Below are 14,477 nucleotides of genomic sequence, written 5' to 3'. Positions count from 1 at the left end.
TATGGCCAGCAACTTCCTTGTGACCACTGCCATCCCGGCTCCCGGGCTGCAACTGCTTCGCGATGCCGGCCGCGTGACCGTGCTGCCCGAACCTCCCGACTACGGGACGCTGGCGGCGCTGTGCGCCTCAGGCGAGTTCGACGTCGTCGTCACCCAGCTACGCGACGTGATCGACGCGCCACTCTTGGCCGACGCCCGCGTCCGGGGCGTGTCCAACTTCGCCGTTGGGTACAACAACATCGACGTCGATGCGGCGACCCGCCACGGCATCATGGTGGGCAACACCCCCGGCGTGCTGACGGATGCGACGGCGGACATCGCCATGCTGCTGATCCTCGGAACCGCCCGCCGGGTGGTTGAAGCGGACCGGCTGGTCCGCGACGGCCAGTTCCACGGGTGGGAGCCGGAGCTCCTGTTGGGCCGGGACGTCTCCGGTGCTGTGCTGGGCCTCGCCGGTTTTGGCAGGATTGCCCGCGCCACCGCCCGGCGTGCCCTCGGCTTCGGCATGGAAGTGCTCTTCTCGCCGCGGCCGCCGGGCGACCGCGCTGTCAGCGACGATGAACTCGGCGAATTCGCGGGCAAGGTCCGGCAGGTGCGGTGGGAGGAACTCGTGAAACGCAGCGATTTCCTCTCCATGCACGTGCCGCTGACTGACCAGACCCGACACCTGGTGGACGCCGACGTGCTGCGGCGCATGAAGCCGGACGCCATCCTGATCAACACCGCCCGCGGGCCGGTGGTGCACGAGACCGCTCTTGTGGAGGCCCTGCGGACGGGCCTGATCGCCGGTGCCGGCCTGGACGTCTTCGAGGACGAACCGCGGTTGGCGCCCGGGCTGGCTGAGTTACCCAACACTGTCCTCTTGCCCCACGTCGGCAGCGCCACCGTGCCGGTCCGCAACGAGATGGCCCGGCTGAGCGCCCTGAACGCGATGGCCATCGCCGAAGGGCGCATGCCCCCGAATGCCGTCAACCCACTGGTGTGCGCATGACGATTGTTGTGGCCCCGGACAGCTTCAAGGGCACTTACTCCGCTCTCGAGGTCGCCACGGCCCTTGCGGCCGGCATCTCCGACGGCGGCGGCAGGGCAATGCCTCTGCCGGTTGCAGACGGCGGCGAGGGAACCTTCGACGCCATTTGCCGCAGTCTGGCCGCAACTGCGTTGACCGTTAGGGCGCAGAATCCCTGGGGCGAGCCAATCACGGCGACTATTGGCGTGGCGGCGGACGGCACAGCTGTGGTCGAGGTTGCCCAGGCCAGCGGTCTGACAGCGGGGAGGAACACCCCGCACGACGCGTTAGCGGCCAGTACCTACGGCACCGGAATGGTGATAGCTGCAGCAATCGACCGGGGCGCACAACACATCATGGTCGCGGCCGGCGGCTCCGCTACAACTGACGGAGGCGCCGGTGCCGTCCGGGCCATTCATGACAACGGCGGTCTCAGGGGCGCCCGGATCACTGTCCTGTCCGACGTAACGACGAGGTTCCTAGACGCTCCTCAGGTTTTCGGCCCCCAGAAAGGGGCCGATCCGGCCAGCATCATGCTGTTGGAAGCCCGTCTCAACCGGCTATCCGTGGAGTATCCGCGTAATCCGGCAGGCGTGCCACGCAGCGGCGCGGCCGGCGGTCTTTCCGGCGGCTTATGGGCGCACTTCGGCGCCGATCTGGTTTCCGGTGCCGACGCGGTGCTGGACGCCGCGGACTTCGACGAGCATTTGAAGAGCGCGGCCGCCGTCGTCGTGGGCGAAGGCAGGCTCGATTCGCAGACCGGGCAGGGCAAGATCATCTCGGCCATCCTGGCCAGGGTCCAGAAATCCGGCCGCAGAATCCCTGTGGTGGCCGTCGTTGGCTCGGTAGCAGCCGACCTGGGCGCCTATGCCGAAAATTTCACCGACATTCTTATAGCCACTGACCCTGCTGAGATGCATCAGGCGGGCAGGAAGATAGCCCGGCTACTCAATGCAGGAGCGCCGCCAGAGAATTGAATGATGCTTCCGGATGCTGGCGAGCGTCACACCTCGCCGGGAAACCGTCCGCCGATCAGTCGCGTCATGTTTTCGGCTGTGGCAAGAAGCGGTTCCACCCATGACTCACAGGTCTCACGGGTCATCCGCAGGGTCGGACCGCTGATTGCCACCGCCCCCACCAGAGCTGCCGCAGAGTCGAAAACCGGGGCCGAAAGACCGGATGCGCCGTCATCACGCTCACCCACTGTGATGGCGAATCCGTCGGTACGGGTCTGCTTCACCGCAGCTTCCAGATCTTCAGAAGTGGTGATGGTGGAATCAGTGATCGATTCCAATGGATCGCGCATGACGGCGTCCATTAGCTCCGCGTCCCAGGCCAGGAGGACCCGCCCCGCAGAGCCGGCGTGGAGGGGAAGGATCTTGCCAAGGTGCATCTCGCGTCGAAGAGCATGGCGCGTTTCGGCCATGGCGACGCACACACGGTAGTGCTGCTCTGCCTTGAAGAAGCAGGTGGTCTCGCCCGTGCTGTCCCGCAGCGACTTGAGCAGAGGGCCGATGATGTCCAGGACTTCCATTCCCCGCGTGGCGGGGGCAGCCCAATACGCCATCCGCACGCCGATCCGGTACCTGTCATCCACCCGGTCAATAAATCCATGCCCCACGAGGTTCCCCACCAGGCGCTGCACCGTGGACGTAGGAAGACCCGTCGAATCGCGAATTTCGGCCAGCGTCAACTCCGGCCGAGCGAGTGAAAAGGAATCCAGAATGTCACTGATTTTGGCCAAGACAAGCAAAGGGGCGGGCCCCTGGTTCGTGGGAGTAACCATGGGCCAATTCTATGGTCGGCCCACATCGCAGAGACCGTCCGACGCTCGCACTTGGGAAAGTTCAGTATCTAATGACCAACCCAACGTCTGGCTAGCCGCGGTCATGGCTTCTGGGACGCCGCCGCGGACGGTTCAAGATCGGAGAGGCTGAGCTGATGCGCAGGGGAGTCCGGGAATGGAAAAGTGGCGGTCACCGCCAGCAACGGGCCAACGTGCACCAGTTCGCCCGCAGCCATGGGCCGCCAGCCCGGGTTGTGATCCATCGGTTCGGTAGCGAAGAGGACATGCGGGGAACGGGCTAGATCCGTGCTCCGGGCGTGGATTCGGATGCTCCGGGCGTCCAGAGGGGCCGCCGGGGCCGGAGCAGCGGCAGGGTCCCGTTCAAGAATGTGCAACTCGTGGGTTGCCGGATACCTGAGCGACCAGAGGTCCGTGGCAGTGGTCACGATGAGGTTCAGGCTAAAGACGGGCAACTCCCTGGCGATCCACCTGATGGCCCGGGCGATGCCTTCTCCGACGTCGCCGCCTGTCCGGCGGGTCTCGGCAGTGATGAGCGTGAAGAGGCGTTCGCTGTCGGTCTGACCCTGCACAAGGTCCGTAACACCGAGCGCGGCCAGATGCTGATCAAGCCGCTTGAGACCGCCGAAGGCACCGTTGTGGGCGAACAGCCGCCCATCCTGCTCGAACGGGTGCGTGTTGAACAGCGTATGGGCGCCGGTGCTGGCATACCGCACATGGGCAAGGAACGTTGTGCTCTTCAGAACCCGCGCCTCGCGCGCGAACGCGTGGTCCTCCCACGCGGCAAGCGGCTGCTTTGCCACATGGGCTCTACCGTCACCGTCGAAGGTGCCTATACCGGCGCCGTCGGGCTCCCGCCGGCTCTGCTCGGCGAGGCTGTCTGGGGCGTCCAAGAGCCAGAAAGTCGCCCTGACCGATTGGGGGCCGGCGTGCAAGCCGAAGAGTCGACACATGACAAGTGGCTGGCTCCTTAGAAATCGCCCGGCAGCGGCGGCAGCACGACCTGCCCGAGGTTCAGGCTACTCGGGGTGGCCCCTGCCGCCAACCCACTTCCGGACCATCCCCCGATTATGAGGGAGATCCGGGACTAATTCGGTGAATGGTGCCGTTATGCAGTCGGGGCTGGAACCGGTTCTGCGCGCAACGCCCCCATTCGGCGCCGATGGGAATGAGGTCACGTGACGGCTACGCCTGCCGAGGGAGTCGGCTTCCGGTCCAAACGCGGACCTGTCCTTATTGCCCTGATGCTTTCAACTGGTCTGGTGGCGATCGACGCGACCGTTGTGGCGACAGCCGTCCCTGCGATCGTGCATGACATTGGGGGGTTCACGTCGTTCCCATGGCTTTTCTCCGCCTACTTGCTAGCGCAGGCCGTGTCGGTACCTGTCTACGCGAAGCTCTCTGACACCATCGGCCGCAAGCCGATCATGCTGATCGGAATCGGACTGTTCCTGCTCGGTTCGATCCTGTGCGGAGTCGCCTGGAGCATGCCGGTTCTCATCGCCTTCCGCGTGGTACAGGGCCTGGGTGCCGGAGCCGTCCAGCCGATGGCCATCACCATCGCCGGCGATATCTACACGCTGGCAGAGCGGGCAAAGGTGCAGGGCTACCTGGCGAGCGTATGGGCGGTCTCCTCAGTGGTGGGTCCGACGCTCGGAGGAGTGTTTGCCACGCTGGGCATCTGGCGCGGCATATTCCTCGTGAACATCCCGCTGTGCCTGTTGGCAGGGTGGATGCTGGTCCGGTCGTTCCACGAGAACATCGAGCGTGTGAAGCACCGGGTCGACTATCTGGGGGCGGGGCTGCTCACGGGTTCGCTCACCCTTCTTATTCTCGGGGCCCTCGAGGGCGGCCAGGCCTGGGCCTGGGACTCCGCCGCCAGCGACGCCGTGTTCGCCGGCGGTGCGATCTTGTTCGTCGCGTTTATCCTGGTTGAGCGGCGGGCGGCGGAGCCGGTCCTGCCGCCGTGGGTGGTGTCCCGCCGGCTGCTGGCGACGACGGCGATGGTCGCCTTCGGCGTGGGAGCGGTCATGCTTGGCATCACTTCTTACGTTCCCACGTTTCTCGTAGGAGCCCTCTCGACCTCCCCGATCGTGGCCGGGCTCGCCCTGGCGGCACTGACCATCGGCTGGCCGATCAGTGCGTCCCAATCGGGGCGCCTGTATCTGCGGATCGGGTTCCGGAACACTGCCCTGATCGGCATCACGGTCACCGTCATCGGCACAGCAGTCCTGGCCCTCACCGCCTCCGTCCCCAATATTGCGCTGGTCGCAGGCAGCTGCTTCATCGTCGGGCTCGGACTCGGGCTCGTCGCGACCCCGACCCTCATCGCCGCCCAGACGAGCGTCGACTGGAACGAGCGCGGCGTGGTCACCGGCACCAACCTTTTCGCCCGATCAATCGGCAGCTCCATCGGCGTCGCCGTATTCGGGGCGATAGCGAACGCCGTCTACGCCGGCACCCCGCACGGCGGAACGGACCCCCAAACCATTGTGTCGGCCTCCGCCGCCGTGTTCCTGGCCGTCATGATCGCCGCCGTACTCACCGTCGTCGCCGTCATCGCGATGCCCGCCACCAAGCCGGTCAAACAGGCCTACGCCGGTGCGCGAAGGTAGTCGCAAAGCTCGATGCCCTAGTGAGGGCCGGCGGATCCGCATCCATAGCTCGGCAGCGTTCGGCGACGTCGACCCTCTTTCAGGGGCATTGTCCGAAGTGAGAAGCGTTTCAGATCATTCCAGCAATATCTTCGACTGCAACTGACAATGCCGCCATGGATGAAGGGCCGCCGTGCCCCTCGTCCTCGATGACGACAAGGCGACTTGATTGCCATCGCCGCTGCAGCTGCCACGCGGTGCTAGTAGGGCCACTGATGTCTCGCCGGCCGTGGATAAGGTAACCGGGGATGCCGTTGAGCTCATGAATCCGGGGGATGATTTCCTGCCCGTTGGTCAGGAATCCGTCGTTGGCCCAATAGTGCGCAACCAGAAGGGCGAACGTCATACGCTCTCGGTCATCTTCGAACAGCGCTCCAGGCACCCAGTTGGGGTCCAGGGATACATGCGTGGATTCCCAGCGGTCCCAAGATAAGGCGGCTAGTCTGGCGTCGTCGCGGTCTTCCCCAGCCAGCCGCCGAGCGTAAGCCTCGACCACTCGCTCGCCCGGGTTTGCGTTGGCTGCCTCGGAGAACTCGTTCCACGCTTCGGGGAAGATGCGTCCGACGTCTTCAGTGATCCATTGGACCTCGTCGCGGCTAGTTGATGTCACGGCTACGAGAGCGATGCCGAGGACCCGAGCAGGGTATTTGAGGGCATATGCGAGGGCGAGCGTACTGCCCCAGGAAACACCGGTGACGATCCACTTTTGGATACCGAGGTGCTCGCGCACCGCATCAATGTCTTCGATCAAGGCTTGCGTGTTGTTCTCGGACAGGTGGTCGAGGTCCTCTTGGACCGTCGGAGTGCTCTTGCCGCACCCTCGTTGATCCAGCCCGATGATCCTAAAGCGGGTGTGGTCGTGTCGTTTGCGGTATCCGCCCTTACCAAGGGAACCGCCGGGGCCGCCATGAAGGTATAGGACCGGAATGCCGGAGGGTTCGCCGGTCGATTCCCAGTAGATCCTCGCATGGGGCACGTTCACCCAGCCGCTTGTTGTCTCCGTTTGCTCGCCCGTCACTCGCTCCACAGTATTGGAATTACCCAGAATAGTTGCGCGCGGAGGGCGCTATTTCCTTCGTTCAACGGCGCAGCAGGTAATTGACCACACCGTCGGGGTTTGCCAGGGCGAGGAGGTGGCCGCCGGGCACGACGTCGGGCTCCACGCCGAGGCGTTCGCGGGCAACCCGTCGTTGGAAATCCAGTGGAAAGAACCGGTCTGCCTCCCCACTCAGCACGCGGGTCGGGATCCTGGGCCAGTCCGTGAAGTTGCATACCGACTCGAAAACCGCGTTTGCTTCAGGGCGTTGATGCGGTTCCCCTTCGGCCGCTACGTCCGGTGAAACGTCGTGCAGGAAGTACGTGTCCGTGTCGAACTCGGTACTGTACCCGTGGGCCTTCGCCGCGCTTTGCTGCGCCGCAGCCCAGCCTGTGTTGTCCCACCATGCGCCGGGGGTCTCGCCTGGTAACGGGATCATCGCATTCACCAGGACAAGCTCTCGGACGGTAGCTCGCTGGCAAACGAGCGGGGCGGTGAAGCCGCCCAGCGACTGCGCAACGAGCACCACATCGTCCCGCCCGCCGGTGGCTTCGAGAACCAGCCGCGCGTACTCGGGCAGCCCGGCGCTTTCATCGTCGCCGGGGAGATCGACCGCCACGGCTGCGTGGCCAGCCCCCTGAAGCAAAGGAACGACACGGCTCCAGTACCAAGCTGCGCCGCCTGCTCCCGGGATCAGCACGAACGTGCTCACCGCAGTGCCGACCAAACGCCGACGGGACCCCAGCCCCGGAGCGGCAGGCAGGGGCTATTGGACCGATCTTGTTTCAACGTGGATCTCATCTCCTCATTTTCACCCCCCGGATGGCACCGGCACCCCGGCAACCGCTAACGGACCATTCGTATCTCGGGCAGTTCGTCCCAGTCAGGTGGAAGCAGTTTACGTTTCCCGTCGGGATGAAACCCGTGCTTGCTATAAAAAGCTTGAGCTCTTGGGTTGGCCTCAATTACCCAAAGGTAGGCGGATGAGTCTCCTATGGCGGCCTTCAGCAGGGCGGCGCCGAGCCCCGTGCCATAGGTGCGGTTCAGGGTGTAGATGGAGTACAGCTCCAAATCCTGGGGAGGGTGCTCGTCACGCCCCGGACCCGCGTCAGCGAAGCCCACGATTTCGTTGCTTGCGTCCAAGGCGATGATTCGGGGTTGAGCGCTGTCCAGATATGGTCGGCGTCTTTCCACCCGCGCGGGGATGCTGGCGCGGCGGGCAGCGAAGAACTCTGAGGGAAAGAGCGGTCCATAGCATTCCTCATGGGCCAGGGTGTGCATTCGAACCGCGGCATCAGCATCGTCAGCAGTGGCCTGGCGGATCTGGTATTCCATATGCCCAGCCTAGCTTCGTGAGGACGCGCCTAGGCTGACGTTCAGCATCCCGTAGCGGGGCGAACGGGATGCGACCAATCGCGGCCTGTAGCCGGATCCAGCCACGGGCCATGGCTGTTCACGGCGTAGGCTGATCATCGTGCGCTGTGTCCGTGCTGAATCGACTGATCCGGTTGGTGGCGGTGATTCGCCGCCTCAGTATCGAGTGCGCATTTGGGCACCGCCGCCCGCGGAACGGTTCGCTTGGCTAGTTGACGAGTGGGAAATCTCCGAGGTCGAGCAGGTCACTGACGTCATCGATTGGGCCAGATCGGAGTCAAACGGGACCCCCTTTGAGGTTTTCGTCCGATGGCAGGATCATCACACATCAACAGACGGACGGGCCATTCCTCGCGCACGCTTTACCTTGGTCTACGGCAGGCCACCGGACGAACGAATTGTCTCAGAGAGACCGTCGTCGTGTACTCGAATCCATGACGGGCTTCGTCCTCGCTTCACCCCGCAGATCACCAGGAACAGCTGAGCCGCGGCCACCACATAGTCAACGACCGTGGCTCTGAGCAGCACCAAAGCGGACACAGGGCGCATTCCCGACGGCGCCGTCGGCCACTGGCGTGGCATAAGCTTCCGGTATGGGACTAATAATCACACTACTTATCATTTGGCTTGTTCTTTCGATCCTTGGCTTCGCCGTGAAGGGCCTGCTTTGGTTGGCCATCATCGGCCTGGTGCTGCTGGTGGCTACGGCTGTTTGGGGCTGGGTGAAGCGAAAGGCCAAGGCCTGACGCTCACCCTGATCGCTCATCGGCGGCGGCCGGTCCCACACAGGACCGGCCGCCGCTTTCGTGCGTCGAAGTTTTTCAGGATCACGCATCCTGCCCCGTATTACGGGTCGCACCGCGGTTTTCACCCCGAATCCCTTCGAAGTACTGTGCAGACATGGAACACGACCGGAACAGCGTGGGGAAACGGTTCGGTGGCATCGTCGTCTTGGCGGTCTTGTCGACGGCGTCATTAGCGGCCTGTGGCGAACAACCCGGACCGCCGCAACCTTCTGCGGCGCCGACGACAAAGCTTCCGCCACAGCCGGGGATATCGACGATCACCCCGAACTTCACGGAACTTCCCATAGACCAGACCGCCCAACCTGCTGAGACTGTGCCCTGGCATCTGATCCGCGTGGACCTAAAGGACAACCGGGTGTACCTCTCCGCGTCCTCGGTTGATTGCACCACCCCTGAAAACGTGCGGCTTACGGAGTCCGCTTCCGAGATCAAGATTTCGGTGACCGGGCGACGCGCCAGCGAACCTTGCACAATGCAGCACGTCACCCTTGTCGGCTACGTTCAGATCGGCTCCATCGGCCAGCGGCAGGTCACAGGCAACAGCAGTTGATGAAGAGTTCCCACGGAGAGTCGGGGTAGTTGAGTCGGTCGACGCGGCCAAAGTGTCCGCAAAGAATCGACATCCGGGGGCGCGCGATCTCAAACGGAATTGTCAGGGGTTCGGTCGCAGGTAACCCTTGAATTTTCCGGTACATTTCGCTTGTAAGACCCTTGGCCTTGTGTTGAGGTGGAATCACAACCGCGGCACCAGCGGCCATTCAATGGGGGATGAAAATGGACAATTCGGAGACACCGTCGATGTATAGGCGAACGCTGCGGGCCGGTTTGATTTTGGGAGTGATCGGAGTTGTCACGATTATCTCCGCGAGCCAGCTGCAGATGATTGTCATGGATTCAGGGGTGAGCCAGGTGCTTCTGCCCGTCTTTGCGGCTATTTATCAACTCGCGGGAGTCGGTTGTCTGCCTTTTTCAGCAGCCCTAGTTTCAGCCTCGCTGGTAATGCGCCACATGGACGCCACGAAGGCAAGCTGCCATGGGTCGGACGAACAGCAGCCGCGCAACGGCGCCGGCGGCTAATGGGTCAGAGTACTACCGGGCGTCCGACATTCAGCAACGTCGTGGACTATCAGGACGTCTACCGACTCGCCTACATCCGCGGGCCCGAAGGGCTGATCGTCGAAGTGGCACAACCCCTGCGGTCTGCCTCAACTACCTAGCCCTCTGCAGCGGACGCTTGTTGGCCGGGCTGAGGGTCCGCGGTCAGGTGCCGGTTGCGTGTCTCGATGAGCGTCTGGAGATAGCGGGCCAGGACCAGCCGCTCGACCACTCGTCCGATAGGGCCGAACGGGGCCGCGAACTCGATTCGGTCAACCATGGTGGTTCCATGGGAATCTTCGCTGAACTCGTGGACGTGCCGGAACCGCCGGAACGGGCCTTTGACCTGCTCATCTACGAAATAGTCCGGCCCCTCCATCTGGGTGATCCGGCTCGTCATCCGGATCGGGACCCCGAAGTGCCAAGCGCGCCAGGTAACCTGTTCTCCCAACGAGATCAGGCCGGACCTGACACCGGCGACCGCATCCTCCCGTGACCGCGCCATCGAGTCCTTGTGGGCGTCGATGCTGCGTGCAAGGTCAAACAACTCCGGCCTGGGCATGCTTGTCCGCGTTGTGCATTCGAAGTAGACAGCCATGGTCAGAGTCTGACAGACGCCGTTCGTGTTCCAGCAACGCCATGACACCGGCGGTGTAGTGCGATCAGATGGCGTCGGAACCCATCCTCCCGACGGGCCCGTCCCAGGACCACTGCTGGATGGGGAGGCCGTCTGGAACGTCATCTGCCGAGCGGTGGTACCGGGACATCGTGGTGGTGGCCGCCCATACGAAGTAGTCGTGCAGCACCTTGCGGAGACGGTTGTCGTCCGCGAGTCCGACGTCGGTCAGTGCCTGATCGAAGCAGACGATCGCTCTACGATCCATGTCCTCGTGCGGGCCGTTGCCGCTATGCATCCGCACCACCGATGTCTCGTCGCCGTAGGAGTCTGAATACGTAGTGGGGCCACCTAAGGCCTCCGCCCAGTAGGCTGCGAGCCGCCGCGTGTGCTCGGGATGGAAACCATGGCTGAACGCGTGCCCGACTACCTCGTCCGCCGTTGCCCGGGTATGCCATGCCTCCGCCAGCGCCAGGAAAAAGTCATCACCGCCAGCAGCTTCGTATACCGTCTGCATTCTGCAACGATGGCACGCCACACCCATGCACGGAAGGGGACCGGCTCACAGTGATGCGGCCTCCCACGCGAACCCGTCCGGGTCGGTGAACGGGCCGGCGTCGCTGCCGATCGCGAGCCGGTGCGAGCCGGTGCCGTCGGGGGAGACGCCGGCGTCCTTGGCGAGGGCGCGGCGCCCGTAGAGCCCCAGCTTGATGGGACTCGCCGGCATGGCGAACTCGACGTACTTGCCGAAGCTCTTACCTACGGTGAGGCCGTGGTCGACGTAGAACCGTTTGCTCGCAGCGACGTCGGCGGCCGCCACCAACAACACGATCTGGTCGATCTGCCTGGTGGCCGGACCGGTGTCCTTCCGCGCCGACGCCGCCACCTTCCAGATCGCGCCATCAGGAGCCTGTACGACGCCGCCGTAGCCCCACAGCGACTTTTGGACTGGCTTCAGCGTCGTGGCGCCAGCAGCCAGAGCGCTGTCGATCAAGCTGCTGACGGTGGACGGCTGAGACACTATGAGCGACATCGTGAACCCGCGGAACCCGGCCGTCGGGGCATCCGAGGTTCGCACCCGCACCTGCGTGCCCAAGCCGAAGGCGGCGGTGTAGAAGGCGGTGGCGGCTGCGGGGTCGGGTACTTCCAGGGTGACTGATTCGATGGAGGTCATGGCACGTCCTTCGGTGAGGTGGGCAGGTCGTGTTGATGACTCTATGCTGTGGCCTCGCGAATCGCTTCTCCGATCCTGATCGATCCGTTCCGAGCCGTCGCGGGCTAAGAACTGGTGCTGGATGCCAGCACACCCAGGCCGAGTGCAGCGATGATGCCACTGCTGCCGCGCTCGAGCCAGCTGCTCACACGGGGCCGCTGCAGCCAGGCCATCGCCTTCGCTGCCGCAATGGAAACGGCGGCCAGGTAGAGGAAGCCGATGGCGCTTTCGATGGCACCCAGCACCATGGCGGTGTCCAGCGTGTTGCCGCTCTGCGGAATGAATTGCGGCACGACGGCGAGGTAGAACAGGCCGACCTTGGGGTTGAGCAGTGTGGAGAGCCCGCCGGCACCGAACCCTGCCCTTCGGGTGTGGCTCCGGCGCGGAGCGTGTCCCGCCGTTGCATCGGGTGTTGTGCGCCGGGCCCGGATCAGCGACGAGATTCCCAAGTACAGCAGGTACAACCCGCCTGCAATTTTCAGCCAGCGGAACACCTCGGCGGAGTCCTCCAGCACCGCGGCGAGTCCTACGCCCACCAGCACGGCCCAGACCAGGGATGCCAGTGCCGAGCCGAATGCCGCGGCAAGGCCGGCCCCGGCATTTTGCAGCGAGATCCGCAGCACCAGGAACGTGTCCGGGCCCGGTGTGACGGAGAGCAGCAGGCACAGCCCGGCAAAAGCCAGCAAGGTTACGGCGGTCATGCGCACCATTGTCCGGGTGCTGGCTGTCTGGTTGCAATTGTGGCCAGACTTCGAGATGTTGCGCTGCCAATCGACTCTGCGGCGCGAGCCGTCGTCGGACTCATCGACGCCGGGAGGCATTCGCACCATGGGGTGCACTGCCAGGGAACCCCATGGTGCCGTTCGTCTCCTGGCGAGCTGCGCTGCAACCCAGGAGCAGGCAAATGCGCCGGTACCCACGGAACCTACCAATCACCTGCGAAGCACGTCCCAGATCATCCGAGGAGGATGAACATCAGTCGCCGGCGGCGTCGCGGCCGCGACGCACGATCAGCCGGTCGGGGCCGTGGACCACTGACGTGTCTTTGTCCTCGTAGTCGAACTGGTTGAGGAAGTAGCGCATGGCGTTGATCCGTCCCCGCTTTTTGTCGTTGAACTTGATGGTGATCCACGGCGCATGGTCCGTGTCAGTTCGCAGGTCTCCTCCTTGGCTGCCGTGTACTCCTCCCACCGGTCCAGGGAAGCCAGATCTATGGGTGAGAGCTTCCAGCGCCGCACCGGGTCTATCTGCCGGATCGCAAAGCGGGTGCGCTGCTCGTGGCGGGTCACCGAAAACCAGAACTTGGTCAGGTGGATCCCGGAGTCCACCAGCATCCTCTCGAAGAGCGGTGCCTGAACCATAAACGTGTCGAACTCCTGCTCTGTGCAGAAGCCCATGACCCGCTCCACATTTGCCCGGTTGTACCAGGAGCGGTCGAACATCACGATCTCCCCGGCCGTGGGCAGATGCTGGATGTACCGCTGGAAATACCACTGGCCCAGTTCACGGTCGGAAGGTTTGCTCAAGGCTACGGCCCGGGCCGAGCGGGGATTCAGGTGCTCGGTGAAGCGCTTGATCGTACCGCCCTTGCCGGCTGCATCCCGGCCCTCGAAAACGATCACGTGCCTGAGGTCTTGGTCCTGGCCCCAGTACTGGAACTTCAGCAGTTCAACCTGCAGCCGGTATTTCTCCAGCTCGTACTCATCACGGGACATCCGCTCGTCGTAGGGGTAGTCTTCCCGCCAAGTCTGCACGGCCGAACCGCCGGGGTGGATCAGTTCCGGATCCTCGCCTTGCCCCCCGCGAACGGTGTACCCCATCTCCACCAGATGGTCGATGGCCTCCCTCAGGTTTTCCCGCAGCCAGCCCTGATCCTCGGGTGTCCACGTCCTGTCCGCCTGCGCCATCCCCAGCCTCCTTCCGGCCCCGCTGAACCGTCGCCTGCCTTCCAGGGTGGCAGCGTTCGATGCTCAACTGAGTTCATAGAATGCGACCAGCCTAAGCCGACAGGTGGAGCTCACGATAGGGATGGGCTTCAGAGTGATCCGCCGGCGGCTTCCGGCGTTCCGGAGTCGTGGCCCCCTCCGGCCTGGCCGGCGTGATGCCCGCCGGATCCGCCGTGCCCGCCGAAACCTCCTTGGTCGCCGACGCGTTCACGGGCCAGGAAGTTTTCGATGTCGAAGAGGTTGTCCGCGCGCCGGGCAATGTTCAGCAGGGTGGTCATTGAGGCGACCTCTTCGACCTGTTCCTTGAGGAACCACAGCATGAATTGCTCGCCCAAGGCGTCGTTCTCTGCCCTGGCCGCGGCGAAGATTGCCTTGATGTTCTCGGTAACCTCCTGTTCCTGAGCGAGGGCCAGGGCGAGGGGTTCCTCGACGTTCGCGAAATCGTTGCGGACCGGATCAATGCCGGGGATTGCGATTTTGAGTCCGCGGTCCAGGATGTAGCGGACCATCATCATGGCGTGGTTGCGCTCTTCCAGCGACTGGCGGTAGAAGTGTTTGGCCAGCTGGGGAAGGTCCTGCGCGTCGAACCATGCGGCCACGGCGACGTATTGGTGGGAGGCGGCGAATTCGTTGCCAACTTGGCGGGTGAGCAGTTCGGTGAATTTGGCGGATTCCATCGGGATCTCCTTACGTGGGTTGGTGCGGGCAACTGCGGACAGCTGGCCGTGGACGGCCGGTTCACGATTGGCAGGGCTCTTGTTTCGAGCTTCCCCAATGCGTGATGGCCGGTCAAGACCCTGCCGTTCCTGGTCGCGGCGGCTGGCGCACAAACAAGAACTGTGAGGATTGGTGTGGCTGGTCTGGGACTGGCTGGCAGAGTAGGTGCTGGCCGTTCCGCCCTGTGGTCGTGACTCAAACAAAAAC

At 63.9% G+C, this 14,477-nt stretch carries 16 protein-coding genes and 1 pseudogene; 6 read left to right on the top strand and 11 right to left on the bottom strand.

Going from position 1 to position 14,477, the window contains the following annotated elements; genetic code table 11:
• The first annotated feature begins 1 nt into the window (after position 1).
• Both M2428_RS18340 and M2428_RS18335 read left to right on the top strand, forming a co-directional pair.
• Entirely contained in the window at positions 2-991 is a 990-nt protein-coding gene (locus M2428_RS18340) for a D-glycerate dehydrogenase (RefSeq protein WP_277527389.1), read from the top strand.
• Entirely contained in the window at positions 988-1,986 is a 999-nt protein-coding gene (locus M2428_RS18335) for a glycerate kinase (RefSeq protein ID WP_277527388.1), read from the top strand. The genes M2428_RS18340 and M2428_RS18335 overlap by 4 nt, the downstream gene beginning before the upstream one ends.
• Before the next feature lie 26 nt (positions 1,987-2,012).
• Here M2428_RS18335 and M2428_RS18330 read toward each other — a convergent pair whose 3' ends face one another.
• Both M2428_RS18330 and M2428_RS18325 read right to left on the bottom strand, forming a co-directional pair.
• Positions 2,013-2,795 carry an IclR family transcriptional regulator gene (locus tag M2428_RS18330; RefSeq protein WP_277527387.1) on the bottom strand — a complete coding sequence of 261 codons (783 nt, stop codon included), beginning with the start codon at positions 2,793-2,795 and terminating at the stop codon, positions 2,013-2,015.
• Between the two features lie 101 nt (positions 2,796-2,896).
• A complete protein-coding gene (locus tag M2428_RS18325; protein ID WP_277527386.1) occupies positions 2,897-3,766 on the bottom strand; it encodes a class II glutamine amidotransferase in 870 nt (289 codons plus the stop codon).
• A 225-nt stretch (positions 3,767-3,991) separates the two neighbouring features.
• Here M2428_RS18325 and M2428_RS18320 point away from each other — a divergent pair, with 225 nt between their 5' ends.
• Positions 3,992-5,428 carry an MFS transporter gene (locus tag M2428_RS18320; protein WP_277527385.1) on the top strand — a complete coding sequence of 479 codons (1,437 nt, stop codon included), beginning with the start codon at positions 3,992-3,994 and terminating at the stop codon, positions 5,426-5,428.
• A 109-nt stretch (positions 5,429-5,537) separates the two neighbouring features.
• Here M2428_RS18320 and M2428_RS18315 read toward each other — a convergent pair whose 3' ends face one another.
• The 3 genes from M2428_RS18315 to M2428_RS18305 form a co-directional block, all read right to left on the bottom strand.
• A complete protein-coding gene (locus tag M2428_RS18315; protein ID WP_277527384.1) occupies positions 5,538-6,485 on the bottom strand; it encodes an alpha/beta fold hydrolase in 948 nt (315 codons plus the stop codon).
• Positions 6,486-6,546: 61 nt separating this feature from the next.
• Positions 6,547-7,203: an alpha/beta hydrolase gene (locus M2428_RS18310; protein ID WP_277527465.1), complete on the bottom strand. Its 657-nt coding sequence runs from the start codon at positions 7,201-7,203 to the stop codon at positions 6,547-6,549.
• A gap of 146 nt (positions 7,204-7,349) precedes the next feature.
• Positions 7,350-7,838, bottom strand: a complete 489-nt coding sequence (locus tag M2428_RS18305; protein WP_277527383.1) for a GNAT family N-acetyltransferase — start codon at positions 7,836-7,838, stop codon at positions 7,350-7,352.
• 632 nt (positions 7,839-8,470) lie between these two features.
• On the opposite strand from M2428_RS18305, the gene M2428_RS18300 reads away from it, so the two are divergent.
• The 3 genes from M2428_RS18300 (at position 8,471) to M2428_RS18290 (ending at position 9,760) form a co-directional block, all read left to right on the top strand.
• Positions 8,471-8,623 carry an LPXTG cell wall anchor domain-containing protein gene (locus M2428_RS18300; protein ID WP_018773036.1) on the top strand — a complete coding sequence of 51 codons (153 nt, stop codon included), beginning with the start codon at positions 8,471-8,473 and terminating at the stop codon, positions 8,621-8,623.
• A gap of 154 nt (positions 8,624-8,777) precedes the next feature.
• Positions 8,778-9,233: a hypothetical protein gene (locus M2428_RS18295; RefSeq protein ID WP_277527382.1), complete on the top strand. Its 456-nt coding sequence runs from the start codon at positions 8,778-8,780 to the stop codon at positions 9,231-9,233.
• A 224-nt stretch (positions 9,234-9,457) separates the two neighbouring features.
• Positions 9,458-9,760 carry a hypothetical protein gene (locus M2428_RS18290; RefSeq protein WP_277527381.1) on the top strand — a complete coding sequence of 101 codons (303 nt, stop codon included), beginning with the start codon at positions 9,458-9,460 and terminating at the stop codon, positions 9,758-9,760.
• A 136-nt stretch (positions 9,761-9,896) separates the two neighbouring features.
• Here M2428_RS18290 and M2428_RS18285 read toward each other — a convergent pair whose 3' ends face one another.
• The 6 genes and pseudogenes from M2428_RS18285 to M2428_RS18260 all read right to left on the bottom strand — a co-directional run bounded on the left by M2428_RS18285 (position 9,897) and on the right by M2428_RS18260 (position 14,230).
• A complete protein-coding gene (locus M2428_RS18285; protein ID WP_277527380.1) occupies positions 9,897-10,376 on the bottom strand; it encodes an SRPBCC family protein in 480 nt (159 codons plus the stop codon).
• 64 nt (positions 10,377-10,440) lie between these two features.
• Complete coding sequence (locus tag M2428_RS18280) at positions 10,441-10,911, bottom strand: group II truncated hemoglobin (protein WP_277527379.1); 471 nt, start codon at positions 10,909-10,911, stop codon at positions 10,441-10,443.
• A gap of 45 nt (positions 10,912-10,956) precedes the next feature.
• On the bottom strand, positions 10,957-11,568 hold the full coding sequence (locus tag M2428_RS18275) for a glyoxalase (protein WP_277527378.1): 612 nt from the start codon (positions 11,566-11,568) through the stop codon (positions 10,957-10,959).
• Between the two features lie 104 nt (positions 11,569-11,672).
• Positions 11,673-12,308 carry a LysE family translocator gene (locus M2428_RS18270; protein ID WP_277527377.1) on the bottom strand — a complete coding sequence of 212 codons (636 nt, stop codon included), beginning with the start codon at positions 12,306-12,308 and terminating at the stop codon, positions 11,673-11,675.
• Between the two features lie 274 nt (positions 12,309-12,582).
• Positions 12,583-13,514, bottom strand: a pseudogene (gene ppk2, locus M2428_RS18265) (polyphosphate kinase 2).
• Between the two features lie 128 nt (positions 13,515-13,642).
• Positions 13,643-14,230, bottom strand: coding sequence for a ferritin (locus M2428_RS18260; RefSeq protein ID WP_277527376.1), 588 nt, complete (start codon positions 14,228-14,230; stop codon positions 13,643-13,645).
• Positions 14,231-14,477 lie beyond the last annotated feature (247 nt).

The organism is Arthrobacter sp. ES3-54 (genome assembly GCF_029504395.1).
In the GTDB taxonomy this organism is placed as follows: Bacteria; Actinomycetota; Actinomycetes; order Actinomycetales; family Micrococcaceae; genus Arthrobacter.
This window is presented reverse-complemented; position numbering and strand designations above follow the sequence as displayed.

Bases quoted from the DNA above. Each gene is read 5' to 3' on its own strand.
- M2428_RS18340 (WP_277527389.1), top strand. From the start codon at position 2: ATGGCCAGCAACTTCCTTGTGACCACTGCCATCCCGGCTCCCGGGCTG.
- M2428_RS18335 (WP_277527388.1), top strand. From the start codon at position 988: ATGACGATTGTTGTGGCCCCGGACAGCTTCAAGGGCACTTACTCCGCT.
- M2428_RS18330 (WP_277527387.1), bottom strand. From the start codon at position 2,795: ATGGTTACTCCCACGAACCAGGGGCCCGCCCCTTTGCTTGTCTTGGCC.
- M2428_RS18325 (WP_277527386.1), bottom strand. From the start codon at position 3,766: ATGTGTCGACTCTTCGGCTTGCACGCCGGCCCCCAATCGGTCAGGGCG.
- M2428_RS18305 (WP_277527383.1), bottom strand. From the start codon at position 7,838: ATGGAATACCAGATCCGCCAGGCCACTGCTGACGATGCTGATGCCGCG.
- M2428_RS18300 (WP_018773036.1), top strand. From the start codon at position 8,471: ATGGGACTAATAATCACACTACTTATCATTTGGCTTGTTCTTTCGATC.
- M2428_RS18295 (WP_277527382.1), top strand. From the start codon at position 8,778: ATGGAACACGACCGGAACAGCGTGGGGAAACGGTTCGGTGGCATCGTC.
- M2428_RS18290 (WP_277527381.1), top strand. From the start codon at position 9,458: ATGGACAATTCGGAGACACCGTCGATGTATAGGCGAACGCTGCGGGCC.
- M2428_RS18285 (WP_277527380.1), bottom strand. From the start codon at position 10,376: ATGGCTGTCTACTTCGAATGCACAACGCGGACAAGCATGCCCAGGCCG.
- M2428_RS18280 (WP_277527379.1), bottom strand. From the start codon at position 10,911: ATGCAGACGGTATACGAAGCTGCTGGCGGTGATGACTTTTTCCTGGCG.
- M2428_RS18275 (WP_277527378.1), bottom strand. From the start codon at position 11,568: ATGACCTCCATCGAATCAGTCACCCTGGAAGTACCCGACCCCGCAGCC.
- M2428_RS18270 (WP_277527377.1), bottom strand. From the start codon at position 12,308: ATGACCGCCGTAACCTTGCTGGCTTTTGCCGGGCTGTGCCTGCTGCTC.
- M2428_RS18260 (WP_277527376.1), bottom strand. From the start codon at position 14,230: ATGGAATCCGCCAAATTCACCGAACTGCTCACCCGCCAAGTTGGCAAC.